This window comes from Enterococcus sp. DIV1307a, from assembly GCF_050537425.1.
Classification (GTDB): Bacteria; Bacillota; Bacilli; order Lactobacillales; family Enterococcaceae; genus Enterococcus; species Enterococcus faecalis.
In genome coordinates, this window is the sequence record NZ_CP172914.1 from 2118130 (window position 1) to 2142438 (window position 24309).

At 37.3% G+C, this 24309-nt stretch carries 25 protein-coding genes; 10 read left to right on the forward strand and 15 right to left on the reverse strand.

Features of this window, described 5'->3' with window-relative positions; translation table 11 throughout:
• Complete coding sequence (gene groES / locus IGL90_RS10235; RefSeq protein ID WP_002356531.1) at positions 1 to 285, reverse strand: co-chaperone GroES; 285 nt, start codon at positions 283 to 285, stop codon at positions 1 to 3.
• A 232-nt stretch (positions 286 to 517) separates the two neighbouring features.
• Here groES and IGL90_RS10240 point away from each other — a divergent pair, with 232 nt between their 5' ends.
• Together IGL90_RS10240 and IGL90_RS10245 are read left to right on the forward strand one after the other, a co-directional pair.
• Positions 518 to 694: a hypothetical protein gene (locus tag IGL90_RS10240; protein ID WP_002356530.1), complete on the forward strand. Its 177-nt coding sequence runs from the start codon at positions 518 to 520 to the stop codon at positions 692 to 694.
• An 18-nt stretch (positions 695 to 712) separates the two neighbouring features.
• Positions 713 to 1366 (forward strand): CPBP family intramembrane glutamic endopeptidase, encoded by a 654-nt coding sequence (locus IGL90_RS10245; protein WP_002362272.1) that lies wholly within the window; start codon positions 713 to 715, stop codon positions 1364 to 1366.
• A gap of 42 nt (positions 1367 to 1408) precedes the next feature.
• On the opposite strand, the gene IGL90_RS10250 is transcribed toward IGL90_RS10245, so the two are convergent.
• Positions 1409 to 2059 carry a redox-sensing transcriptional repressor Rex gene (locus IGL90_RS10250; RefSeq protein WP_002356528.1) on the reverse strand — a complete coding sequence of 217 codons (651 nt, stop codon included), beginning with the start codon at positions 2057 to 2059 and terminating at the stop codon, positions 1409 to 1411.
• Positions 2060 to 2272: 213 nt separating this feature from the next.
• On the opposite strand from IGL90_RS10250, the gene IGL90_RS10255 reads away from it, so the two are divergent.
• The 4 genes from IGL90_RS10255 to IGL90_RS10270 all read left to right on the forward strand — a co-directional run bounded on the left by IGL90_RS10255 (position 2273) and on the right by IGL90_RS10270 (position 7958).
• Entirely contained in the window at positions 2273 to 4219 is a 1947-nt protein-coding gene (locus tag IGL90_RS10255) for an ABC-F family ATP-binding cassette domain-containing protein (protein WP_002379727.1), read from the forward strand.
• A 14-nt stretch (positions 4220 to 4233) separates the two neighbouring features.
• Positions 4234 to 4866 (forward strand): GntR family transcriptional regulator, encoded by a 633-nt coding sequence (locus IGL90_RS10260; RefSeq protein WP_002356525.1) that lies wholly within the window; start codon positions 4234 to 4236, stop codon positions 4864 to 4866.
• Between the two features lie 199 nt (positions 4867 to 5065).
• A complete protein-coding gene (locus IGL90_RS10265) occupies positions 5066 to 6256 on the forward strand; it encodes a quaternary amine ABC transporter ATP-binding protein (RefSeq protein ID WP_002388977.1) in 1191 nt (396 codons plus the stop codon).
• Positions 6249 to 7958, forward strand: a complete 1710-nt coding sequence (locus IGL90_RS10270) for an ABC transporter permease/substrate binding protein (protein ID WP_002356521.1) — start codon at positions 6249 to 6251, stop codon at positions 7956 to 7958. The genes IGL90_RS10265 and IGL90_RS10270 overlap by 8 nt, the downstream gene beginning before the upstream one ends.
• A 283-nt stretch (positions 7959 to 8241) precedes the next feature.
• Here IGL90_RS10270 and IGL90_RS10275 read toward each other — a convergent pair whose 3' ends face one another.
• The 11 genes from IGL90_RS10275 to IGL90_RS10325 all read right to left on the reverse strand — a co-directional run bounded on the left by IGL90_RS10275 (position 8242) and on the right by IGL90_RS10325 (position 19066).
• Positions 8242 to 8976, reverse strand: coding sequence for a YcjF family protein (locus IGL90_RS10275; protein WP_002384134.1), 735 nt, complete (start codon positions 8974 to 8976; stop codon positions 8242 to 8244).
• Positions 8977 to 9096: 120 nt separating this feature from the next.
• Positions 9097 to 9999, reverse strand: a complete 903-nt coding sequence (locus IGL90_RS10280) for a diacylglycerol/lipid kinase family protein (protein ID WP_002362274.1) — start codon at positions 9997 to 9999, stop codon at positions 9097 to 9099.
• 122 nt (positions 10000 to 10121) lie between these two features.
• Complete coding sequence (locus IGL90_RS10285) at positions 10122 to 11135, reverse strand: CdaR family transcriptional regulator (protein ID WP_002379728.1); 1014 nt, start codon at positions 11133 to 11135, stop codon at positions 10122 to 10124.
• A 141-nt stretch (positions 11136 to 11276) separates the two neighbouring features.
• Positions 11277 to 12425, reverse strand: a complete 1149-nt coding sequence (locus tag IGL90_RS10290; protein ID WP_002367172.1) for a glycerate kinase — start codon at positions 12423 to 12425, stop codon at positions 11277 to 11279.
• Between the two features lie 21 nt (positions 12426 to 12446).
• The gene (locus tag IGL90_RS10295) at positions 12447 to 13739 is read right to left on the reverse strand and encodes a GntP family permease (protein ID WP_048737922.1); all 1293 of its coding nucleotides are present in this window, start codon (positions 13737 to 13739) and stop codon (positions 12447 to 12449) included.
• Positions 13740 to 13848: 109 nt separating this feature from the next.
• Positions 13849 to 14532 (reverse strand): TVP38/TMEM64 family protein, encoded by a 684-nt coding sequence (locus IGL90_RS10300; RefSeq protein WP_002362276.1) that lies wholly within the window; start codon positions 14530 to 14532, stop codon positions 13849 to 13851.
• 149 nt (positions 14533 to 14681) lie between these two features.
• Complete coding sequence (locus tag IGL90_RS10305; RefSeq protein ID WP_002376560.1) at positions 14682 to 15755, reverse strand: ABC transporter substrate-binding protein; 1074 nt, start codon at positions 15753 to 15755, stop codon at positions 14682 to 14684.
• Positions 15752 to 16588 (reverse strand): ABC transporter permease, encoded by an 837-nt coding sequence (locus tag IGL90_RS10310; protein WP_002356512.1) that lies wholly within the window; start codon positions 16586 to 16588, stop codon positions 15752 to 15754. The genes IGL90_RS10305 and IGL90_RS10310 overlap by 4 nt, the downstream gene beginning before the upstream one ends.
• The gene (locus tag IGL90_RS10315; RefSeq protein WP_002356510.1) at positions 16588 to 17394 is read right to left on the reverse strand and encodes an ABC transporter permease; all 807 of its coding nucleotides are present in this window, start codon (positions 17392 to 17394) and stop codon (positions 16588 to 16590) included. Before IGL90_RS10315 ends, IGL90_RS10310 begins: the two co-directional genes overlap by 1 nt.
• Positions 17395 to 17412: 18 nt before the next feature.
• Entirely contained in the window at positions 17413 to 18498 is a 1086-nt protein-coding gene (locus IGL90_RS10320; protein ID WP_002356508.1) for an ABC transporter ATP-binding protein, read from the reverse strand.
• A gap of 25 nt (positions 18499 to 18523) precedes the next feature.
• Positions 18524 to 19066 carry a helix-turn-helix domain-containing protein gene (locus tag IGL90_RS10325; RefSeq protein WP_002356507.1) on the reverse strand — a complete coding sequence of 181 codons (543 nt, stop codon included), beginning with the start codon at positions 19064 to 19066 and terminating at the stop codon, positions 18524 to 18526.
• Positions 19067 to 19329: 263 nt separating this feature from the next.
• Between IGL90_RS10325 and IGL90_RS10330 the strand changes: the two genes are divergently transcribed.
• The 4 genes from IGL90_RS10330 to IGL90_RS10345 are packed head-to-tail and all read left to right on the forward strand — an operon-like array spanning position 19330 to position 22301.
• Complete coding sequence (locus IGL90_RS10330; protein WP_002356506.1) at positions 19330 to 20322, forward strand: YhdH/YhfP family quinone oxidoreductase; 993 nt, start codon at positions 19330 to 19332, stop codon at positions 20320 to 20322.
• A 15-nt stretch (positions 20323 to 20337) separates the two neighbouring features.
• Positions 20338 to 21111, forward strand: coding sequence for a phosphopantothenate--cysteine ligase (coaB, locus tag IGL90_RS10335; RefSeq protein WP_002356505.1), 774 nt, complete (start codon positions 20338 to 20340; stop codon positions 21109 to 21111).
• Entirely contained in the window at positions 21108 to 21662 is a 555-nt protein-coding gene (gene coaC, locus IGL90_RS10340; RefSeq protein ID WP_002365039.1) for a phosphopantothenoylcysteine decarboxylase, read from the forward strand. Before coaB ends, coaC begins: the two co-directional genes overlap by 4 nt.
• Before the next feature lie 3 nt (positions 21663 to 21665).
• Entirely contained in the window at positions 21666 to 22301 is a 636-nt protein-coding gene (locus tag IGL90_RS10345) for an ECF transporter S component (protein WP_002356501.1), read from the forward strand.
• A 55-nt stretch (positions 22302 to 22356) separates the two neighbouring features.
• Here the strand turns inward: IGL90_RS10345 and IGL90_RS10350 are convergent, their stop codons facing one another.
• Together IGL90_RS10350 and IGL90_RS10355 are read right to left on the reverse strand one after the other, a co-directional pair.
• Positions 22357 to 23562, reverse strand: a complete 1206-nt coding sequence (locus tag IGL90_RS10350; RefSeq protein WP_002385715.1) for an aminoacyltransferase — start codon at positions 23560 to 23562, stop codon at positions 22357 to 22359.
• A gap of 237 nt (positions 23563 to 23799) precedes the next feature.
• Entirely contained in the window at positions 23800 to 24306 is a 507-nt protein-coding gene (locus IGL90_RS10355) for a QueT transporter family protein (RefSeq protein ID WP_002356499.1), read from the reverse strand.
• Positions 24307 to 24309 lie beyond the last annotated feature (3 nt).

Here is a 24309-nt window from a genome sequence, read left to right on the forward strand (position 1 = left end):
TTATTCAACAGTGGCAATAATGTCTTTGGCTGATACAATTAAGTATTCTACGCCTTCGTATTTCACTTCTGTTCCTGAATATTTTTCAAACATTACTGTGTCACCAATTTTTACTTCCATCGGAACTTTTGTGCCATTTTCAAGCACACGACCTTCACCTACTGCGATAACTTCACCTGTTTGTGGTTTTTCTTTTGCAACGGATGCAAGAACAATTCCTCCAACAGTTTTTTCTTCTTCTTTCGCGACTCTAATTACGACGCGATCGCCTAATGGTTTTAACACAATAAATCCCTCCAAATAAAAAGTTTTCGCTTATTTTAGCACTCGATACACAAGAGTGCTAACTCACACTATTTATAATACTCATTTCACTCTAAAAATGCAAGTCTTTTCTCTCTTTTTCTTGTCAATTATAAGATACGCATTTTTTATTGCGTATTCTTTTTTCATGGAATGTTTTTCCAATCCTTTAATTCATGGTAAAATAAATTGACTACGATTGGAGGCGAATAAAATGAAACAACGTTTACTTACAGCACTAATAGCAACCTTCGTTTATTTTGTGATAGCGAATTTAGGAAATCTTGTTTTCAGTGTCACAGAAGGAATTGTTTCGACACTTTGGGAATCTCTTTTCTTTTTCTTATTCGTTTTTCTTTTATTAGGATATCGCAATAATCGTAAAAAATAATTATAGAAAGGATTAACCATGACCTTAAGAAAATCAAGTTTATTTATTTTAGTCACATACATTATCGCTTTCTTCGGGCCGTTACTTTTTTCGGGTATTTCCCCCAATGCAGCGATTAATGTGACAACTGCTCTCTACATTATTGGCGCCCTTGTAATGATTGGCATCTTTTTAAAAACAACAGAACCTTCTCCTTTAGAGGAAACAGCAACCTTGAAATCACCTATTTTTATTTTTTTACTAGGTGTTAGTGGGATTTTCATTGCCATGCTGATTCAAGGGGTTACTTTTGCCATTGAAGTAGCCATCACAGGAGAACAAGCTACTTCTCAAAATACACAAGCTATTGTAGCGGTGATTTTGGCAAATCCTTTATTTATTTTGGCAACTACTATCGGTGGTCCGATTATGGAAGAATTCGTCTTTCGTTATGCATTTATCCATTTAATCCAGCCTTTTACAAATTTCTGGATTGCGGCTACTGTTAGTTCGGCGATTTTTTCACTCGCACATGCCGATGGTCACTTTTTTGTTTATTTCTTTATGGGATTTTTCTTTGCTCTTTTGTACAAGCAAACTGGAAAAATTTGGACCTCAATTATTGCCCATTGCGGCATGAATACGATTGTGATTATTGTTCAACTACTTTTGCATAATGGTACAATTCAATAAGAAAAGGGCCTTCGTCTAAACGACTAGGCCCTTTTCTTTTGCTTATTCTTCTTCGTCAATCAATTCGTTGTCATGATGTAAGAAATAAATTAATGTTTGTAATTCGTTGGTTAAGTCAACATTTTGAATTAATACTTCAGGTGGCGCTACTAAACGCGCAGCCGTAAAGTTTAGAATTCCTTTAACCCCTGCTTCGGCAAGTTTGTTTACAACTTCTTGTGCTTTGCGAGCTGGAATAGTTAAAATAGCTACTTCGATTTGTTGAACACGGATTTGTTCCATCATATCTTCCATTGGATAAACCGGAATACCGTCAACAATGCGTCCCACAATATCTTCATTCACATCAAATGCGCAACTTACACGAATACTGTTGCTTTGATGGAATTTGTACTTTAATAAAGCACTTCCTAAATTACCAACCCCGATTAATGCGACATTGGTTAACTCATCTTCATTCAATGTTTTTGCAAAAAAGTTCATTAAGTTTTCAACATCATAGCCGTACCCACGTTTACCTAATTCACCAAAATATGAAAAGTCACGACGAATAGTCGCACTGTCTACTTGTACCGCTTCACTTAATTCAGTTGATGAGACTTTATTTTTTCCTGTATCATGTAACATTCTTAAGTAGCGATAATATAAAGGAAGGCGTCGCGCCGTTGCTTTTGGAATAACTTGATCTTTCACAATTGGACCTCCAATACTTTCACTTAAATCTTATCCATTAACATAATAGCAGTTTTTCACAATAAAAAGCAATTCTATGGCTCAAAAATAGCATTTTTCTTCAAAAGTTTGTGATAAAAGGTATAAACCTTCACAAAGCATTTTTTGATACGTGCTATTTTAGCAGATTTTATGCTACACTAAGGGCAATGAATTTAGAAATGAGGACTACTGATGATTTTATTACAAGCAAATCAAGTTGCCCGGCATTTTGGCTCGGAAACATTGTTTGAAAACATACATTTAGAAATTGCAACAAAAAGTCGGATTGCCTTAGTTGGTCGTAATGGTGCTGGAAAATCGACTTTTTTAAAAATCATTGCAGGCATTGATGCTCCCGATAGCGGAACCATTGCCAAAAATAAAACTGCTACGTTAGGTTATTTAGCTCAAAATACCGGCTTAGAATCAGATAAAACCGTTTGGGAAGAAATGACAAAAGCCTTTGCTGACATCCTAGAAATGGAACAGCGTATGCGAGAATTAGAAACTAAAATTAGTGAAATGGAGCCAACCACTTCCGTTTATGAAGGAATTTTAAAAGAGTACGATCAATTGCAACATACGTTTTCTGAAAAAAATGGCTACGGCTATGAAAATGAAATTCGCTCAGTCCTTCACGGCTTTGGCTTTGATGAATCCTTTTACACGAAAGATATTCAAACCTTATCTGGTGGTCAAAAAACCCGGCTTGCATTAGCGAGAATGCTTTTACAAAAACCAGACATTTTAATTCTGGACGAGCCTACAAACCACTTAGATATCGAGACGCTTTCTTGGCTGGAATCTTATTTGCCAAGTTATGCCGGCGCCCTATTAATTGTTTCCCACGATCGTTATTTTTTAGATAAGGTAGTTAATGAAGTTTATGAACTGAGTCGCAAAAAAATGACTCACTACAAAGGAAACTATTCCAAATACTTAGAGTTAAAAGCAGAACAATTAGCCAGTGAATGGAAAGCGTATGAAAAGCAACAAGAAGAAATCAATAAGTTAGAAGATTTCGTTGCCAAAAATCTGGTTCGTGCATCTACAACGAAACGTGCACAAAGTCGCCGAAAAGTATTAGAAAAAATGGACCGTTTAGACCGACCTCAAGGAGATGAAAAATCGGCGCATTTTCTTTTCGATAGTGAAAAAGTCTCGGGAAATGTTGTTTTACAAGTCGAAGATGCCGCCATTGGTTACGACCAAGAACATATTTTATCCGAACCTATTCACTTGGATATTCGTCGCAAAGAAGCCATTGCCTTAGTCGGACCGAACGGAATTGGTAAATCCACTCTCTTGAAATCAATTATTGACCGCATTCCTTTCATTAAAGGAAGTAAAACTTTTGGCACCAATGTTTCTGTAGGTTACTATGACCAAGAGCAAGCCAATTTACATGGCAATAAAACGGTCTTAGCGGAATTATGGGATGAACACCCAACCACACCTGAAAAAGAGATTCGAAGTATTTTAGGCGGCTTTCTCTTCAGTGGAGACGATGTTGAAAAAACGATTCCTTTATTAAGCGGTGGCGAAAAAGCCCGTGTGGCATTAGCAAAACTAGCGATGGATCGTGACAATTTCTTGATTCTCGATGAGCCAACCAATCACTTGGATATCGATAATAAAGAAGTTTTAGAAAATGCGCTGATTGATTATGAAGGAACCATCCTCTTCGTTTCCCATGACCGTTACTTTATCAATCGAATTGCAACAAAAGTTGTTGAGCTTTCTGAAAAAGGCAGCAAACTTTATTTAGGCGACTATGATTATTATTTAGAAAAGAAACAAGAGGAAGAAGAAATCGCTGCCCTCTTAGCTAATGAAGAAGCGGCGAAAAAACCCGAACCAGTTACAGCCAAAAATACCTTTTATCAAAACAAGGAGCAACAAAAATTACTCCGTACTTTGCAAAGAAAAATAACACAAGTCGAAGAAAATCTTGCTCAGTTAGATACGACAATTGCACAATTAGAAGCACAAATGAGTCAACCAGACATTCTAGAAAATCATGTTGAATTGCTGGCTTTAAACCAACAATTAGATGAAGTTCGTCAGCAACAAGATGAACTACTTGAGCAATGGGAAAATTTCAGTTTAGAATTAGAAGAAATGGAAAATAACAATTAACGGAGGGATTCACTATGGCTTCCAAAAAAATCAGTTTAACGAAGCCCAAATATCAACAAATCGCCGTTGATGTTGCGGAAAAAATTGCAGAAGGCAAATTACATGTTGGAGATAAAATCCATGCCCGTTCCACCCTAGCTAACCAATACCAAGTGTCGCCAGAAACAGCTCGCAAAGCCATTATCGTTTTAGTTGATTTAGAAATCGTTAAAGCCAAACACGGCAGCGGCTTCTATGTGGCATCAAAAGAAAAAGCGCAGGACTTTGTGACACAATATCAAGACGTTCAAACGATTGCTGAAATTAAAGAAGAATTGCTAGATAGCGTAGCGAAACAAAAAGAAGAACTTACTCATTTTTCTAGCATTCTAGATACTCTTGTTGAACAAACAAAGCGTTTTGATTCTTTCAATCCAATGAATCCCTATTCATTAGTTTTAACAGAAGAAGCTGCTTATCTTGAGGCGACGATTAGCGAAATGAATTTTTGGCAAAACACTTCGGCAACGATTATCGCCATCAAACACAAAGAAGAGCTTCTGGTCTCACCTGGTCCATATGCAAAGATTTCGTTGAACGACACACTTTATTTTGTTGGACATGACGAATCAACCTTACAACGTGTCCAAAATTTCTTTTATCCTTAAACAAAAAAGTGACTACTTATCTTGCGGTAAATAGTCACTTTTTTTATTTATTATTTCTATTTTTCATAAAAACCCACTATAAAACCTAGTTAAAATACTGTTTTTCTTCATTTTCAGAAAGATTTTCATCTAATTTGACAAAGTGACAACTTTATAGTAGTCTGATGTAGTCACTTTTTTAATGAGGAGGAACAATGATTTGCCAAAAGTAAAAGTAAATCACCTTACCAAGATCTTTGGTAAGAAAACCAAACCGGCACTTGAAATGATTCGTGCCAACAAAAGCAAAACAGAAATTTTAGAAAAAACGGGTGCTACAGTCGGTGTTTATGATGTAAATTTCGAAGTTGAAGAAGGCGAAATTTTCGTTATTATGGGGTTATCAGGAAGTGGGAAATCAACATTAATTCGTTTATTAAATCGTTTGATTGAACCAACTTCAGGAAATATTTATATTGATGGACAAGATATTTCTTCTTTAGATAAAGAAGGATTACGTGAAGTACGTCGAAATAAAATGAGCATGGTTTTCCAAAACTTTGGTCTTTTCCCCCATCGAACTATCTTAGAAAATACGGAATATGGTTTAGAAATTCGTGGTGTTCCTAAAGAAGAACGCCAAGCAAAAGCTGAAAAAGCCTTAGAAAATTCTAGCTTAATTGCTTTTAAAGACCAATTACCAAGTCAATTATCTGGTGGGATGCAACAACGTGTCGGCCTTGCTCGTGCCTTGGCTAACGATCCAGAAATTTTATTAATGGACGAAGCGTTCTCTGCTCTTGATCCGTTAATTCGTCGTGAAATGCAAGACGAACTATTAGATTTACAAGAAAATGTCAAAAAAACCATTATCTTTATCACACATGATTTGAATGAAGCTTTACGAATCGGCGACCGGATTGCTTTGATGAAAGATGGTCAAATTATGCAAATTGGGACTGGAGAAGAAATTTTAACCAACCCAGCCAACGAATATGTGCGAACCTTCGTGGAAGATGTGGATCGTTCAAAAGTCTTAACTGCCCAAAATATTATGGTACCTGCTTTAACTACTAACATTGAAATTGATGGCCCAACTGTTGCTTTAAAACGGATGCGTCAAGAAGAAGTGAGTATGTTACTTGCCGTGGATAAAAAACGCCAACTAAAAGGCGTTGTACGCGCAGAAAAAGCTTTAGAAGCGCGTAAAAATGGGACTTCTCTTGTAGAATGTGTGGATCCAGAAATTCAAACAATCGACAAAGATATGTTAGTGAATGATATTTTCCCACTGATTTATGATGCACAAACGCCTCTTGCCGTGACTGATAACGGCAAACTATTAGGCGTGGTCATCCGTGGTAGCGTACTTGAAGCACTTGCAGAAACAGAGGTGAACGAACATGAATAAGTATCAATTACCTGTCGCGTCTTGGGTTGAAAGTTTTACTGATTGGTTAACTTCAACATTTGCTGGATTATTCAGCTTTTTACAAACAATTGGTCAAAGTGTAATGGACAACATTACTGCCTTACTAACAGCCGTACCACCACTTGTGCTGATCGTGCTATTAACGATTGCTGCTTTCTTTATTTCTAATAAAAAAATTGGCTTAAGTTTATTCACGTTTATTGGCTTAATGTTTATCTATAATCAAAACTTATGGAACGATTTAATGAGTACCGTTACGTTAGTTTTACTTTCTAGTGTTATTTCCATTATCATTGGTGTGCCACTAGGGATTTTAATGGCGAAAAGCGAAAAAGCCAAGAGTATCATTACACCGATTTTGGACTTCATGCAAACAATGCCTGGTTTCGTTTACTTGATTCCAGCCGTTGCATTCTTCGGAATTGGTATGGTTCCTGGGGTCTTCGCCTCTGTTATCTTCGCTTTACCACCAACCGTACGCTTTACGAACTTAGGAATTCGACAAGTGCCAAATGAACTTGTTGAAGCAGCTGATTCTTACGGTAGTACTGGCTGGCAAAAATTATTCAAATTAGAATTACCTTTAGCCAAAAACACGATTATGGCTGGTGTTAACCAAACAACCATGCTAGCCCTATCAATGGTAGTTATTGCTTCAATGATTGGTGCGCCTGGATTAGGACGTGGCGTCCTTTCCGCTTTACAACGTGCACAAGTCGGGAACGGTTTCGTAAATGGTGTGGCTTTAGTTATTTTAGCGATTATCATTGACCGTTTTACTCAACATTTAAATAATAAAAAAGCAGCTCCTAAAGCAGCTGGTGCCACCTCTAAAAAGAAAAAATACGGGATTATTGCAGCGGTTGTTGTAATTGTCGCTGGCTTAGTTGGTGCTTCAATTTTTACAACAACAAATGATAAGCAAATTTCCCTTTCTTATGTGGAATGGGATACCGAAGTAGCCTCCACACATGTGGTTGCCGAAGTCTTAAAAGATATGGGGTATGATGTTAAAACGACCCCTTTAGATAACGCAATCATGTGGGAATCTGTAGCTAAAGGTGAAACAGATGCCATGGTTGGTGCGTGGCTGCCAGGAACTCACGCAGAGCAATATAAACAATATAAAGATAAATTAGACGACCTTGGTGAAAACCTTAAAGGCGCGAAGTTAGGAATTGTTGTCCCTTCTTATATGGATGTTGATTCTATCGAAGATTTATCTGATCAAGCTGGGAAAAAGATTACTGGAATTGAACCTGGGGCTGGTGTTGTTGCAGCAGCAGAGAAAACTAAAGAAGCTTATCCTAATTTGAAAGATTGGTCTGTTGAAACTTCTTCATCAGGTGCCATGACTGTCGCCTTAGGACAAGCAATTAAAAACAACGAAGACATCGTTATTACTGGCTGGTCTCCTCACTGGATGTTTGCAAAATATGATTTAAAATATTTAGCTGATCCAAAAGGCACTATGGGCGGCGAAGAAGCGATTCACACAATGGCTCGCCAAGGCCTAAAAGAAGATCAACCAGAAGCTTACAAAGTGTTAGATAATTTCCATTGGACCACTAAGGATATGGAATCTGTCATGTTAGAAATTAACGAAGGCAAAGACCCACAAGAAGCTGCACGTGATTGGGTTGATTCACATAAAGACCAAGTAGCAGAATGGAAAAAATAATTCTTAACAAATGACTTCCCCATCTATTAAAAGAGGGCGTTGAACAAATTGTTCAACGCCCTCTTTTTTCGCAAAAAAAACCACTCAGTTGGGTAGACTGAGTGGAAAGGAGTTATTTTTACTTGAGGAGTAAAAATGAAAAGTGTTTATGTTGGGTGTTTTGTTGGTATGCTTATATATTAACGAGAACCTGTGAATAATTTGTGACGAAAACCTTGGAAATTTGCTACGAATTACTTAAAAAAGTTTAAATGTGTCTCACCCTAGTTAATCGATACAGTGATTATTTCTTTTTAGCATTTTGGATGGCTTTAAATAATGTTGAAAATTGTCCTTTGAAAGACATCACATCATCAAAGATATCAACACCATCGTTTAACATTTTGACGGTAACCCAGCCAAGCGCTTCCGTAATTGCTACCGCAACTGAAGCATTGACCATGCCACCAGTCACAGTTCCGACAACAGGAATCACTTTTAGAATATTCCCGACTGCACTCTTACCTAAACTAACCACTACTAATTCTTTGGTTAAGCTTTTCCCTAAGCTTTCAGACCAAGACTGACCAAAAATTTTATGCAGCCGTGACATCATAGTTAATTGAACAGGTACCAGTAAAAAAGCATCCGAAAACGGAATTGGCGAAAACCCAATAATTGCTGCTGACAATGCAGCAAAATGAATCGTTTGATGACTTTTCTTTTTCACGTCAGGTGAAACACCAGCCAAAAATTCATCAAATACTTTGTCGAGTTGTGTTTGACTGTTCGTCACTAATTGTTCTGCTTTACCTTTAGAAGTTGCGAAAGCATTCATTATAGCCGTAGACGTTTTTTGTGGAAATTTTTTCAAGACATCTTGAAAAAAAGAACGAAATTCTGGGTCTTCGATTTCTTCATTCAATTGCTTAGTTTCTTGTTCTGCTAATTCTTGTTTTTCAATCTCTTCAAAAAGTTCTTGTTTCTTTTTGTTTTTATGTTTTTTTCTTCTCATCTCATTAACTCCTTTATCTATCAATATGTAGAAACAAAGTATAGCATAGCCCCTGATTGATTCTCTTTTAGATGATTTGAAAAGCCAGAACTTATCTGTTTTTTAAACAAATAGAAATGTTCCAGCTTTTCTCAAAAAAATCAGCTATTTTGTTTGTTCTTCACCGCAATAAACCGTCAAGTGTTTAGGCAAAATCTTCAGCGTAATTGGCAAAGCAGCTCCTTCATCACCATCCACATTAGTGGTTAATTCTTCTTGGTTTTCTAAGGAGATTGTTCCTTCTTTAAAGGTTAGGTAAACTAAATTATCAGTGGACTGGTCGACGCCTTTTAACAAATCTGGGACTGCTTTTACTGCATCCCATAATGATTGATCTTTTAAATAAACTAAATGAAGTTTGCCATCATCCACTTGGGCCTCTGGTAATAATGTTTCAAACCCACCGATTGAATTCGTTAAGCCAACTAAAACGGTACTACTTTCAATGGTTTGTTCTTTTTGATCCAAGCTTAAATGAAAAGGATACGTTTGAGCATTCGCTAAATGTTTGGCACCTGAAATAAAATAAGCGAGTTTTCCTAACTTCGTTTTTTGTTCAACGTCCACGTCGTTAATTGACTCTGGAATCGTCCCAATTGCAACGACATTCATAAAGTAGTCGTCATTGATTTTCCCCACATCTAAAGCACTGGTTTTTTCTAAATCTAATTGTTGAATCGCTTCTTCAGGGTCCATCGGTAAATTCAAGGCTCGCGCTAAATCGTTCACCGTTCCTAAAGGAAAAAAGCCAAATTTTGGGCGGTAAGCTTGTTCTGCCAACCCGCTAATTCCTTCATTAACGGTTCCATCTCCCCCCATTACGAAAACACTGTCGAAGTGACTTTCCGCAGCTTCACGGGCAAATTGTTCTGCATCGCCGCCTTTTTCTGTTTGTTTCACTACAACTTCATCAAATAACTGCTTTAATTTTTCTTCTGCTAACGTTTCAAATTCTTTGGCTTTTTCACCACCAGAACTGGGGTTAACAATTAAAACTGCTTTTTTCACTGGTACCACTCCTCATTGATATCTAAATCGTTTGATTCCTTACAATTATTATAAAAGATATTTTTGATTCTGGCGAAAAATATGCTGACACTTGCTTAACAAACAAGCATTCCTGCTCCTCACTACTTTTCAAAACGTTCTTTAAAGCAATAGGCAAAATAATAGAACAATTTCCAAAAATCTTGCCAAACTTTTGGATCCATCCCCGTCAATTCATGAATTCGTTTCAAACGGTAATTCAATGTATTTCGATGGATATGTAATACTTGTGAGGTTTCATTGATGTTTAAGTTATGATTGGCGAAAAAAATAACGGTTTCATAGTATTCATCATAAATCGTCTGGATGGTTTCAAAAAAATCCAATTCAATATGAAAAGGAAAATTAAAAATTCCTTGAATGAAAAAATCTTCTGCTTGGTAAAACTTAGCCTTTTCTAATTGGAGAAACGATAGAAGTAAATACGTGTTTTGTGCCTCTTGGACCATTTGTTGAATCGTGGCTTTTTCCGAACTTATCACAAGGTATTCTGTTACTGGCTTTGTTATCTGAGGTGGTTCAGAAGTAATCACCAGATAACAATTTTCCCATTCAAATATTTCATGTCCAGGATAATAACTGGATAATAAGCGCTTGTCCTTGGTCAGTACACAATGATTCTGGTCATCTAATTGAAGGTTATATAGTTCCAACGCTTCAAGTTTTAAGGCTTCTGAGTAAGCAGAATCAACATGCATTAAGTGCTGGATAAACTGATTTTTTTGTTTCTTCTTTTTTTCGCGTTCTTGTTGTGTATTTAATTCTTCTGTCAGTAAAAGAACAATCGAGCGCACAAGCTTGGTAAATTTGCGCACCTCGTCTGGTTCTCCTGAAATGCCTACGACACCTAAAATGTGATTATTCAAAATAATCGGTTCATTGGTGCCTTTTTTCTCTAAAGAAGTATCTTTATAAATTTCAATATTTTTTCGTTCATTGATGGCTCTTTCTGCACCACGATGGCGCTCCCCAATTCGAGCAGAATCTCCACTCGCAATAATTTTTCCTCGTTCATCCATAATATTGATGTTATAAGGAATATCTGCCATCAACTTTTCAACAATTTTATTTGCTTGGATTTTGTCTAATTTTAACATTGCTATCGCCAACTTTCTAAAAAGCGAGTAGCGTTTGGGACATAAGCCGCAATGACTTATGTCCCAAACGCTTAATTCTTCAGATCAACGACTGAACATTTTTATTTCAGCTTTCATTACTGATGATACCATGGTTAGTTCTTAGTCACAAGGCACCAGCTGTAATGTACGAGCAATATTTTCAACGGTTCTTTCTAAATTAACTGGTCCATTTTTCAATGCTGCTTCCAATGGTTCGGCTTTGGCCAAAATTCCAAAAATAGCCGTCATCCCTTCTTCATAGAGGACATCCACATCTTTGCCGATATAGCCAGCACAAGCGAAAACCGGTTTTTGATACTTCTTGGCCAAACGCGAGACGCCATAAGGGGCTTTGCCGAATTTTGTTTGAAAATCCATACCGCCTTCACCAGTAAAGACATAATCAGCGGCTTTTATTTTTTCTTCTAATTGATTCACTTCTACGACAATATCAATTCCTGGGCGTAACTGAGCTTTTGTGAATGCTAGTAACCCTGCACCCAAACCACCAGCAGCTCCTGCGCCTGGCATCATCTCAACATCAATGCCGATCTCTTTTTTGATGATCGCTGCATAATGGGCTAAGTTTTTATCTAATTGAGCCACCATTTCTTCTGTCGCACCTTTTTGCGGACCAAAGACATGAGACGCCCCTGTTGGCCCTGTTAGTGGGTTATTCACATCACTTGCTACTAGAACTTCGGTAGCAAAAATGCGTTGATCAAACTGTGTTAAATCGATCTGCGCCAGTTTATCTAATGCACCACCGCCACGTGTCAATTCTTGCCCTTCCTTGTCTAACAAACGCGCACCAAGTGCCTGAATCATACCTGCACCCCCATCATTTGTCACGCTACCACCAATGCCGATAATGATTTTTTTTGCCCCATGATTGAGCGCATGTTGAATCATCTCTCCTGTACCATAAGTAGAAGTGATCAAGGGATTGCGTTCTGCTGCTTTAACCAATTCAATTCCGTTGGCTTTCGCCATTTCAATGACCACCGTTTCTTGGTCACCTAATAAGCCGTAATAGGTTTCAACGATTTGATCAGGAAGCGGTCCTGCCACGCGCACTGGTACTCTTGTACCTCCTGTTGCATCCACTAAGGAATCCACCGTTCCTTCCCCGCCGTCTGCCATCGGGACATGTTGAATGTCTGCATCTTTAAATACAGCTAAAATCCCTTTTTCCATTGCCAGACAGGCTTCTTTTGCACTCATACTTTCTTTAAATGAGTCTGGAGCCAAAACAAATTTTTTCGTCATCTTTTCGCGCCTACTTTCCAACTAGTTTAAAATAAAGCCATATAAAATGGTTGCAACAATCGTCATTACCCCACCGACACACATTTCATAAGGAATCACTCGAATTCTTTCTTTAATCGTCATATTCATACTTTGTGCCGTAATATGGAAATAATTGCCTTGAGGAACACTATCAATCACAGTTGCACCAGTATGCACCATGACTGCTGCTGAAAGTGAAGATGTGGCCATATCTAAAATCGCTGGTCCAAAAGAACCTGTCGCTAAAATAACCGCTGTGGATGTTGAACCAACTGCTAAGCCCATTAAAATACCAGAAATCGGTGCCAAGAAGGTTCCAGAAATTCCCATAACAGAAATTAAGTGGACAATTTGTGTTGATAAATCAGAAACAGAAATTAATCCAGCAATTGCACCTGCACCAATTAAAATTAAAACGGTATCGGTTACTCTCTTCAAGCCAGAAGATGCATAAAAGGCCAGTTGTTTTGTTTGCCCAATCGCAATTGTCCCAACAACTGAGGCGAACGGCAAAATATACAGAGCATCAATATTCAAACTTTTGATGAAAGAAATATTTAAAACGGCGCCAATCGGATTAAGTAATAATAAGACAATCGCTAACACTGGCGCGATCAACGCCTTTTTCAAAGGTAATAATTCTTTTGTTTGTTCCTCTACAAGATCTGTTTCTTTGACCATTGATCCTTTGTTTCTCATGATATTTGCAAGAACAACAGCTGTAATTAAGCCAAATACGGCTGGAATAAAGCCAGCAATCATAACGTCACTTAGAGGTAAATCAAAGCCATTCGCCGCTGCAATAGTATTTGGATTAGGCGAAATAATATTGCCCGCTTTGCCGCCACCTGATAAGGCAATCAATAATGATAACTTACTGATACCCGTACTTTTCCCAACAGATAGAGCAATCGGGGCAACAATCAACACTGCAACAGGAATGAATACGCCCACTGCTGTAATTACCATTGTGGATAATGCCAAAGATAAAATAGCTTTTTTCTCGCCAAGCTTTTGTACAATGGCGTTGGCAATTGATTCTGCCGCACCAGATTCCATCATCACACCCGCCAACATGCCGGCTGCTAAGACACGGATTGCGGTTCCCATAATACTTTGTGTTCCGTTTAATAGAACAGCGACTGTATCTGACAGGGAAGCGCCTCCAATAAGACAACCAACAATTGCACCAAAAAACAAGGAATACACAGGATTAAATTTTTTCAAAATTAATACTATCGCTACAACTAATCCTAAAATTGCAGCAACCCAAGATATTGTAATATCTGGCATTCAAAATCAGCTCCTTAAATTGTTTACGCTTTCATTCTATCAAAGTCCTTTCTTTTTAAAATTGTAAATTTAACAGGATTTATTGTTCAAATGCACAAAAAAACCGTTCTTAAAGAACAGTTTTTTGAAATCTTTTTCTATCTTTCTCAATAATGACCACCAATCCAACGAACAAAAGAACACTCACAATTAACAATACTGCCGTTTTATTATATCCATGAAATAGCGCTTCGCCTCCACATGCGTAAAGTATTGAGGAAGGAATTACACCAATGAATATAGCGGCTATTAAATTTTTTAATGGCAACTGCATAGTATCTGCAGCAAAATTAATCACAGAAGAAGGAATAATTGGAATCATGTAGCCCACCATAATCCCAATTTTTGGATGCTTCATCCGTCGAATGGACTGGACCCAATGATTGGTCTCCGTTTTTTTATCTAAAAATTTTATATGATGCATCAAAAAGATTGCAACCAAATTTCCCATACTATTCCCTAAAACGTTAATGAGTGTGCCGCTGAAGGGACCAAAACTCAATCCTGCAATCACACCAATTACTGAGGTCGGAATCCCTGGTACTGCACACATGATCGCGGTCAAAAAAACCAACAATAGCGCTGCTGAAAAACCATGTGAACGAATTCGCTCTAATAATTGTGTCTTACTGGCTTTAGGATTCAAAAATAATTGAATATCTGTTTGATATTCTAGATACAAACGGTAACCTACCAGCAGGATTAAAATAAGCCCGCTACTGATTAGTAGTATTCGGATTGTTTTCCTCTTCATTTTCTTTGCTCCTTTTATGCTTTATACAAAGTGTAGCACAGGATTCTTTGTGCCTCAATTAGAAGCTTGTATGAATAAAAGCCGCCCCTAAAAGTTAGACTAAAAATCTAACTTTTAGGGGCGATTCGAAAGTTACGAAGATACTTTTTTTATTTCCGATACATCTTAAACTCCAAGAACAGATCGTTATAAATTCCTAAGTATTCTTGACCTAAGTCTTGGTAAACTTCTAAATGTTTGATAGTTTCATCATCTGGATAAAATTGTTTATCTTCGGCAACTTCTTTTGGTAATAGTTTTTTAGCTTCTTTATTTGGTGTGGAATAACCAATATATTCTGCATTTTGTGCCGCATTTTCTGGTCGTAACATAAAGTTCATAAATGCATAGGCACCCTCTTTATTTTTGGCTGTCTTAGGCATCACAATGTTATCAAACCAGAGATTAGAGCCTTCACTGGGAATCACATAATGTAGATGTTCATTGTTTTCTAGCATTTCAGCAGCTTCACCAGAGAAAGTTACAGCAACTGCACTTTCTTCATTAGCCATGTACATTTTGATTTCATCGGCAACAATTGCTTTGACATTGTTCGTTAATCGGTTTAACTTATCGGTAGCCTGACGTAATTGTTGGTCGTTTTTACTGTTTAACGAATAGCCTAAACTGTTCAAAGATAATCCTAACACTTCGCGAGCGCCATCAATCAGCATGACATTATTTTTTAATTCCGGGCGCCATAAATCATCCCAATGTTGGATCTGACGGCCGTCAATAAATTTATCATTATAAATAATCCCCAACGTGCCCCAGAAGTACGGAACGGAAAACTTATTTTTGGGATCAAAGGATTGATCTAAAAAGCGTGCATCAATGTTTTCTAAGCCTTTTAATTTGCTGTGATCAAGTGGTAAAAGCATCTTCGCTTTCATCATTTTTTGAATCATATATTCAGAAGGAATGGCAATATCATAGGCTGTGCCACCTTGCTGAATTTTTGTATACATAGCTTCATTAGAATCAAAGGTTTCGTAATTGACTTTATAGCCTGTTTCTTTTTCAAATTTCTTAATCAAGGCCGGATCTATATAGTCCCCCCAATTGTAAATGGTCAAGGTATCTGCTCCTGCCATGCCACTTGCTTTCTCCAATTGGCGCACGCCAAAAAACAAGATGACAATAATAGCGATAATTCCAATAAAAAGTGACTGTAATTTTTTCATTTTAACTTGGCCACCTCACTTTGTTCCCGACGCATTTTCTTTAAACGTTTTGGCGTATTGTCTTTACTGATAAAGTAATAACCGACAACTAGAATCATTGAGAATAGGAATACTAACGCACTTAAGGCATTGATTTCTAAACTAATTCCCTGACGTGCTCGTGAATAAATTTCAACAGATAATGTTGAAAAACCATTGCCTGTCACAAAGAATGTTACGGCAAAATCGTCCAACGAATAAGTAAAGGCCATAAAGTAGCCAGCAATAATTCCAGGCGCTAAAAAAGGCAAAATAATATTTTTAATCACTTGAACATTATTGGCCCCTAAATCCCGTGCCGCATCTACCATAGAATCGTTCATCTCTTGTAGTTTTGGTAAAACCATTAAAACAACAATTGGAATACTAAAGGCAATATGCGACAATAATACACTTGTAAAACCTAAACTGATAAACCCTACTGCCGTGAAGAAAATTAAGAAACTGGCTCCAATAATAACATCTGGTGAAACGAGTAAAATGTTATTAAAGCTAAGCAACGTGTTCCGGTTTTTACGACGTTTTGTATAATAAATCCCCATCGCACCAAATGTTCCAATGATGGTTGCTATTAAAGCCGATAAGAAAGCTAGCAAAAACGTATTCAGAACAATGGTTAACAAGCGTGTGTCTTCGAAAACGTTCCGATAATTATCTAACGTAAAACCAGTAAACTGATTCATCGTTTGCGTGTCGTTAAACGAATAAAAAATCAAATAAAAGATTGGTGCGTACAGTAGCGCAAAGACAACGAATAAATACACATAAGACCATTTAAACTTTTTCTTTTGCATTATTTGCCACGCCCTTTCTTCTTCTCACCCGTCAGCAACATCACAATAAACATGGCAACAATTAAAATCACACCAATTGTTGAACCCATGCCCCAGTTTTGCGTTACTAAGAAGTGTTCCTCAATCGCCGTTCCCAACGTAATCACCCGATTGCCGCCAATTAAACGCGTTAACATAAAGAGCGAGAGCGAAGGAATAAAGACAGCTTGAACGCCACTTTTCACACCGTTTAGGGAGAGAGGAAAAATGACACGGCGGAATGTTTCCGCACTGCTAGCTCCTAAGTCCCGACTAGCACTAATCAATGAAGGATTCATCTCTTCTAAGGCATTAAAAATCGGCATAATCATAAATGGAATTTCAATATACGTTGCGACAAATAAAAAACTGAAATCTGTAAACAGAATCTGGTGCGTACCCAAACCCATAAAACTCATAAACTGATTGATACTCCCATGAATACTGAAAATCCCAATAAAGGCATAAGCTTTTAATAATAAATTCACCCACGTTGGTAAAATAACGAGCATTAACCATAACTGTTTATGCTTGAGCTTTGTCAAAAAATAAGCCGTAGGATAACTTACCAATAACGTAAAAATGGTAATCAGAAAAGCATACCAAACCGAATTAATGGTCATACTTAAATACGTTCCTGATGTAAAATACGTTTGGTAATTCGCCAAGGTAAACTGGCCATTCATATCGAAAAATGATTGATAAATAATCATTAGCACTGGCGCAATGACGAATAAAAGTAACCACATTACATAGGGAATCGAATAAATTCGACGCATTGTTTTCATTTTATTTTCCCCTTTCGTTTACTCGTCGTAACTTTCTAAACGGGCATCAAAGTCTTCTTCTGATTCATTGAAGCGCATCACGTGAATATCTTCTGGCTCAAAAGAGAGCCCTACTTGAGCGCCTTCTTTGGCTTTTCGAGTGGAATGCACCATCCATTCGTTTCCTTGTTCATCAAAACAAATAATTTCATAATGAACGCCGCGGAATAACTGTGTATCCACCGTTACGGTTAGCTTGCCTTTTTCAAGCGTGGTAATCGTTAAGTCTTCTGGACGTAAAACGACTTCTACAGGTTCATTTTTCCGCATGCCACCATCGACACATTCAAACTTTTTGCCCACAAATGAAACTAAATTATCTTCCAGCATCACGCCATCCACAATATTACTTTCCCCTACAAAGTCAGCAACAAAGTGATTAATCGGTTCATCATAAATATCGACTGGTGTGCCACTTTGCACGATATGACCTTTATTCATGACAAAAATTTCATCGCTCATCGCTAATGCTTCTTCTTGATCATGGGTCACAAAAATAAAAGTAATTCCTAAACGTTGTTGTAAATCACGTAGTTCATATTGCATCGCTGTGCGTAATTTCAAATCTAAAGCGGATAACGGCTCATCTAAAAGCAATACTTTTGGCTCATTGACAATCGCTCGTGCAATTGCGACCCGCTGACGTTGGCCCCCAGACATTTCACTAATTTCACGTGTTTCGTAGCCGGGTAATTGAACCAAACGTAATGCCTCTTTCACTTTTTTTTCAATTTCTGCTTTGGATAGTTTTTTGATTTTTAAACCAAACGCAACATTATCAAAAACATTCATGTGAGGAAACAAAGCATAATCCTGAAACACGGTATTGACTTGGCGTTTATTGGCAGGTACATCATTTATTCTTTTACCATCAAAATAAACATCGCCAGAAGTCACGTCATTGAATCCCGCAATAATACGCAAAATCGTTGTTTTGCCACATCCTGAAGGTCCTAATAACGTATAAAATTTTCCTTCTTCAATTTCAAAGCTGACATTTTTTAATACTGGTTCATCGTCAAATTGTTTGACAACATTTTCAAATGAAATCACATGGTTTCTCACTGGATAAACTCCTCCATTTCGTCCTTTATAAATACGATTCTGTCGCCACAATTAACGCACGACTTTTTCCTCGACCATTGTTGCTAATTTGGTGAGGTTCTGTTGCTTGGTAATACATGGTTTGACCTTTTTTAGCAATATACGTGGCTTCCCCTAATGTCAAACGAATGGAGCCATCAATCACATAAATAAATGTTTCTGATAGAGAAGGTTCAAACGTTTTGTATTCGCCATTTTTATCAAAAGTAATAATGACAGGTTCCATTTCTTTTTCATTTGAGGCTGGAATTAACCATTTTAGTTCATAGCCATGTTCTTCATCATAATAGAGGGTACTTTCTTCTTCATTGTAGACAATTTTCTGTTCAAGCGGTTGCTGACTAAAAAACTGCTCTGGCGTCACGCCTAGTACTTCTAAAATTGAGAAAAATGTTTCCATTGATGGTGAGCTTAAATCCCGCTCCAATTGGGAAATATAGCCTTTGGATAAATCCGTTCTTTCGCCTAATTCTTCTTGTGTTAAATTTTTCTGAATGCGTAAATTTCTCAACTTCTCACCAATTTCCATGGCACACCTCGTTTCTATTTTCAGCTAATCTTTTCAACAAAAGTTTTGTAATACTAAACTTACAGTTTAGTTTTACCTTTTTTAGTATACGAACTTTTTGAAAAATTTCAACCATTTTTCTTTATTTTTCTAGTCTAATTGTCACACAATCTTTCTTTTCTGTATAACTTACTGTTTATAAGAAGAAAAATGATACGAAAAAATCAGAATATGATAAAATAAGACGAGTTGCTTTTTTACATAATTGGAAGGAGAGTTTTTATATGAATTCATTTCAAGCATTTACGTTAAGAGAACAAGATACATCTGTTATTGGTCAACTAGAAACCATTACTTTAGACGATTTATCAGAAGGCACTGTAGTAATCAAAGCAGCCTACTCCTCAGTTAACTTTAAAGACTCTTTAGCTTCAAAAAAAGACGGCGGTGTGATTCGCAATTATCCAATGATTCCAGGAATTGATGTCAGTGGCACTGTTGTCACATCGGAAGATCCTCGTTTCAAAGAAGGCGATAAAGTGATCGTAACAGGCTATCAATTAGGGGTTAGTCATACTGGTGGTTATTCTGAATATGTGCGTGTTCCTGGCGATTGGGTAGTTCCACTTCCTGAAAAAATGAGTCTCAAAGAAGCAATGATTTTCGGAACTGCTGGCTTTACGGCCGGATTATCTGTCACAGCTTTAGAAGACGATGGCTTACGCGACGACAAAGAAGCCCCCATTATTGTAACTGGTGCGACAGGCGGTGTTGCGACATTGTCTATTGCGATGTTGCATCAATTAGGCTACACTTCGATCACTGCATTAACTAGAAAGCCAGATTCTTTTGAGCTTTTAAAAGAGTTAGGTGTTAGTGAATGCTTATTAGTAGAAGATTTCTTAGCAACTCCTGTTAAAGCATTAATGAAACAGCGTTTTGCTTTTGCAATTGATACCACTGGTGGGGAAATTACTTCTGCTGTTTTACCACAACTTCGTTATGATGGCCGTTCAGCCATTTGTGGCCGCGCTGCTGGAATTACATTAGAGACAACCGTTTTACCCTTTATTTTACGGGGCGTTCATTTATTGGGCATTGATTCGGTTAATGTTGGTATGGACAAACGAAAAATAGTTTGGCAACGTCTTGCCACTGATTTAGACATCACTGAAAAAGCTGTGTATCAAGAGATTACTTTAGAAGAACTTCCCCCTGTTTTTGAAGCATTACAAGCAGGCCAACATATTGGACGGACCATTGTCCGAATTTCTTAAGGAGGCGTTTTGATTATGGATGTTTTAGTTACTGCTGGTGGAACGTCAGAACCGATTGATAATGTTCGTTCGATTACCAATCATTCTTCTGGCGGACTAGGAAAAGCAATTGCTGAAAGTTTTTTAGCTGCTGGACACACCGTAACCTACGTAACAACCAAACATGCATTACGTCCAACCCAACAATTGGACTTATCAATTAAAGAAATAGAAACAACGGTTGAATTAGCTACTACGTTAGAACAACTCTTTGCTGAAAAGCAATTTGATGCGATTGTTCACGCAATGGCAGTCAGTGATTTTACGACGGAAACCGCGCAAACGGAAGAACAATTTATTGATTCTTTTGCTCAACAATTAAGCGAACAAACATTGCCAAAGACCAAAGAAGCCTTGGTAACTATCGTTCAAAACACATTGAATCAGATTGCTGATATTCCTCAAACAGCAACAAAAATTTCATCTGATACGGACCGATTATTAATTTTTCTAAAGAAAAATCCTAAAGTCATCCAAATGATTCGTGACAAACAACCCCAAACTGTTTTAGTGGGCTTTAAATTACTTGTCGACGTTTCACAAGAAGAACTTGTCCAGGTTGCACAAGCCGCTTTGATTAAAAATCGGTGTGACTTTGTCTTAGCCAATGACTTGATGAACGTTCATGAAACAGAACACGAAGGATTATTAATTAACGAAACGGGCATTGTCCAAGAAGCTTGTTCAAAACAAGGGATTGGTTCAATGATCGTTAAAAATGTTGAAAAGAAATGGAGAGAACAACAATGAAAACTATTTTATTAGGCGTCTCTGGCAGCATTTCTGCATATAAAGCAGCAGATATTACAAGTCAACTAACTAAGCTTGGCTACAATGTGGAAATTTTAATGACTAAAAGCAGCACAGCGTTCATCACTCCGCTGACCTTACAATCACTTTCTAAGAATCCAGTGCATACGGATGTCATGATGGAAATTGATCCCAGTAAAATTAATCACATTGAGTTAGCTAAAAAAGCGGATTTATTTTTAGTAGCACCTGCTTCGGCCAATACAATTGGGAAATTAGCCCATGGGATTGCCGACGACTTATTATCAACAGTTGCTTTGGCACTTTATCCTGAAACACCCAAAATTATTGCGCCCGCGATGAATACGTATATGTACCAAAACCCCATTGTCCAACGAAATATTGGCATTTTAAAAGAAGTCGGCTATCAAGAAATAATCCCACGTGAAGCTCTATTAGCTTGTGGCGATTATGGTCGTGGCGCACTTGCCACTGTTGAAGATATCCTTCAAACAGTGATGAAAATTTTAGCATCTGATAACAAGGAGTAATTTATGAATAACACGAAAAAATTTACGTTAACAGCAATGTTCTTAGCTATCTTACTTTTACTGGCTTTAACCCCGCTAGGATTTATCACATTAGGTCCTTTAAATTCGACCACGATGCATATTCCTGTAATTATTGGTTCCATTGTTTTAGGGCCAAAAATCGGTAGTATGTTGGGCGGCACGTTTGGGATCATTAGCTTAATTAAAAATACGACAGCACCAACACCTTTGTCGTTTGTTTTTTCTCCATTTATTCCTGTGATCGGTACCGATCATGGTAGTTGGAAGGCACTTTTAATTGTGCTCATTCCGCGGATTTTAATTGGGGTCGTTCCTTATTTCGCTTACAAATGGCTAAATAAATTAACGAAGGAAAAAGCGCAACCTGTCTCCTTATTTGTGGCTGGTGTTTTAGGCTCAGCAACGAATACCATTTTAGTCATGAACATGATTTATTTTCTTTTTAATTCAGCTTATGCTGAAATTATTGGTAAAGCTGGAACTGCTGTTTACCTAGCTATTATTGCGACGATTTTCAGTTCTGGTGTGCCAGAAGCTCTTGTTGCTGGTGTAGCTGCTTCAGCAATTGCTAGCGTTTTGCTTCGCTTAATGAAACGGAATGCAACGCAAAAACTATAGAAAAAAACACAGGGACTAAAAATCAAGTTTGATTTTTAGTCCCTGTGTTTTTTATTTATTTTTTTTGTTTTCGTAATTTATAGGCATATTCACTGGCTTTAAATAATAATTTATTAACCGGTAAATCGAATTCCCCAATAAATTCATTAATCGTTGGGTTGAAGTTCGCTTTAAACTTAATTAAGCCATCATTTAAACTACCTTCTAAGCCGCCCATATTACAGCTTTCGCAGCCACGGTTAAAACATTCTTGAATGGCATCTCGCCAAGTCACATATGTTGGCATGTAGCGTTTATAACGATCATCTAAGCCAGCATAAAGGATTTCACTTGTTGGACCAAATGTCACAGCCAAAGCGCCAGCAACCGTGACGATTTCACCAGCTTCTGCGATATTTTCTTCTAATTCTTTTAGTTCCCGAGTCAAGGAAGCATCTAATTCTTCTAAATTATGGCGCTTTTTCACTTGATTTTCTTTCAAATTACTCAAGTCTTTTTGATTTTTGTCATAGCGTTGTCGCGTGCTATCTAAGCGTTCCTTTAAATTGACTTGCGCCAGCATAATAAAGGAGTCTTCTGGGTAAATGTTCAACAGCTTCTTAAAGTAATCACTATTCCGTAAAGAAATATGTTGGCGTTCCATGGTTGATTGAATGACTTTTTCAAATTCATCAACAAAGTCAACATGCCCTTGCTGCACAACGACCCCTTTTTTTTCAGCTGTTTTAATCATTTTCTTGGTGCTTTTTGACAATTGTTCTTCACTAAAATCTTCACGATAAATATTCGCTTGGAAGCGGGGCTGGATGGTGGCCCCCATATCCATTGTCAGTCCTTGATATTTGGCCCCTGCTTTTTTCAAGGTCTCAATAATAGCTGTCGCTTCAGCATGCGGTTGATGTTCTTCTCCCAAATGAAAATCTTGATAGTGAACCGCTGGATCCATTTTTATAAATAAAGCTCGTTTTTTCTTGCCAAATTTTTTCAATTCAGCCATAAAGTAGCTGACCAAACGTTCATTTGTATAGTCCATTACTGGACCTCTTGGTGTATATAACATCGTAAAACCGGCTGGTAATGGTTTGATTAAAACTAAACTTGATGCGACTAATGTATCCTTTTCATAAACCCCAACAATTTCAGAACCCCAGTTATCCTTGACTTTTGCCCATGAAGATGACTGTAGTAAATTACATAATGGGTGATTTTTAACAAATGTATCGTGTACTTCTGCCGGAATACCGATTTTAAATGTGTACATGTTCAAACTCCTCTGCTGTGACTTTCCAATAGTCCGTTTATCTTACACTATCATAGTGTATTCCAACAGACTAGTAAAGTTTTACATGAAAATTTTTAGAAAAAATGTAGATCTTATTCTTTATGTAAAAAAGACGAGGTAGAAACAGTTCATTCTATCACTTAGTTCACTAATAGCAACGACACTTTTCTTCACTGCCATTCAAAGGATGAATCATTTCTATCCACATCTTTTCAATTAAATACGTGTTTCAAATTTTAATGACTTGTTGATAAAATACATGATTGGTGCTGAAATCGTCATAATAATCGCTTCACTTAATGCTAACCAACCATAAGTTGTCCAAAATGCTTGACCGCCACTTGGTACTAGCATAAAGGCAATAAAAAACATACTTACAGTGAAAAATAGACTATTTAGACACATTCTAACAGGAATACTTGGTACCTTTTTTTGTAAAAAAGCTGTTAAGCTCAACGCAAATAATGTTTGCGCACCACCAAACAGAGCATCCATTACACCGAAACCAAAAAATAAGTTAAAAAAGATAACGCCGCCTAAAACACCCCACATCAATTTGCGATTGAAAACGACTAGGTGATTCAAACTTTCTGAAATTCTAAATTGAATCATACCAGAAGAAACTGGCCGAACCAATAAAGAGAGGACAATATATAAGCCCATAATGATACCATTGGCTAAGACTGTTCTTAGCTTTCGATTGGCTTGAAACGAATTTTGCATACT

Coding starts and splice junctions, on each gene's coding strand:
- IGL90_RS10315 (WP_002356510.1), bottom strand. CDS start 17,394: ATGAAAACAATGCGTCGAATTTATTCGATTCCCTATGTAATGTGGTTA.
- IGL90_RS10330 (WP_002356506.1), top strand. CDS start 19,330: ATGAATTCATTTCAAGCATTTACGTTAAGAGAACAAGATACATCTGTT.
- IGL90_RS10350 (WP_002385715.1), bottom strand. CDS start 23,562: ATGTACACATTTAAAATCGGTATTCCGGCAGAAGTACACGATACATTT.
- IGL90_RS10260 (WP_002356525.1), top strand. CDS start 4,234: ATGGCTTCCAAAAAAATCAGTTTAACGAAGCCCAAATATCAACAAATC.
- IGL90_RS10295 (WP_048737922.1), bottom strand. CDS start 13,739: ATGCCAGATATTACAATATCTTGGGTTGCTGCAATTTTAGGATTAGTT.
- coaC (WP_002365039.1), top strand. CDS start 21,108: ATGAAAACTATTTTATTAGGCGTCTCTGGCAGCATTTCTGCATATAAA.
- IGL90_RS10300 (WP_002362276.1), bottom strand. CDS start 14,532: ATGAAGAGGAAAACAATCCGAATACTACTAATCAGTAGCGGGCTTATT.
- IGL90_RS10285 (WP_002379728.1), bottom strand. CDS start 11,135: ATGTTAAAATTAGACAAAATCCAAGCAAATAAAATTGTTGAAAAGTTG.
- IGL90_RS10290 (WP_002367172.1), bottom strand. CDS start 12,425: ATGACGAAAAAATTTGTTTTGGCTCCAGACTCATTTAAAGAAAGTATG.
- IGL90_RS10270 (WP_002356521.1), top strand. CDS start 6,249: ATGAATAAGTATCAATTACCTGTCGCGTCTTGGGTTGAAAGTTTTACT.
- IGL90_RS10245 (WP_002362272.1), top strand. CDS start 713: ATGACCTTAAGAAAATCAAGTTTATTTATTTTAGTCACATACATTATC.
- IGL90_RS10240 (WP_002356530.1), top strand. CDS start 518: ATGAAACAACGTTTACTTACAGCACTAATAGCAACCTTCGTTTATTTT.
- IGL90_RS10255 (WP_002379727.1), top strand. CDS start 2,273: ATGATTTTATTACAAGCAAATCAAGTTGCCCGGCATTTTGGCTCGGAA.
- IGL90_RS10310 (WP_002356512.1), bottom strand. CDS start 16,588: ATGCAAAAGAAAAAGTTTAAATGGTCTTATGTGTATTTATTCGTTGTC.
- IGL90_RS10355 (WP_002356499.1), bottom strand. CDS start 24,306: ATGCAAAATTCGTTTCAAGCCAATCGAAAGCTAAGAACAGTCTTAGCC.
- IGL90_RS10325 (WP_002356507.1), bottom strand. CDS start 19,066: ATGGAAATTGGTGAGAAGTTGAGAAATTTACGCATTCAGAAAAATTTA.
- coaB (WP_002356505.1), top strand. CDS start 20,338: ATGGATGTTTTAGTTACTGCTGGTGGAACGTCAGAACCGATTGATAAT.
- IGL90_RS10345 (WP_002356501.1), top strand. CDS start 21,666: ATGAATAACACGAAAAAATTTACGTTAACAGCAATGTTCTTAGCTATC.
- IGL90_RS10305 (WP_002376560.1), bottom strand. CDS start 15,755: ATGAAAAAATTACAGTCACTTTTTATTGGAATTATCGCTATTATTGTC.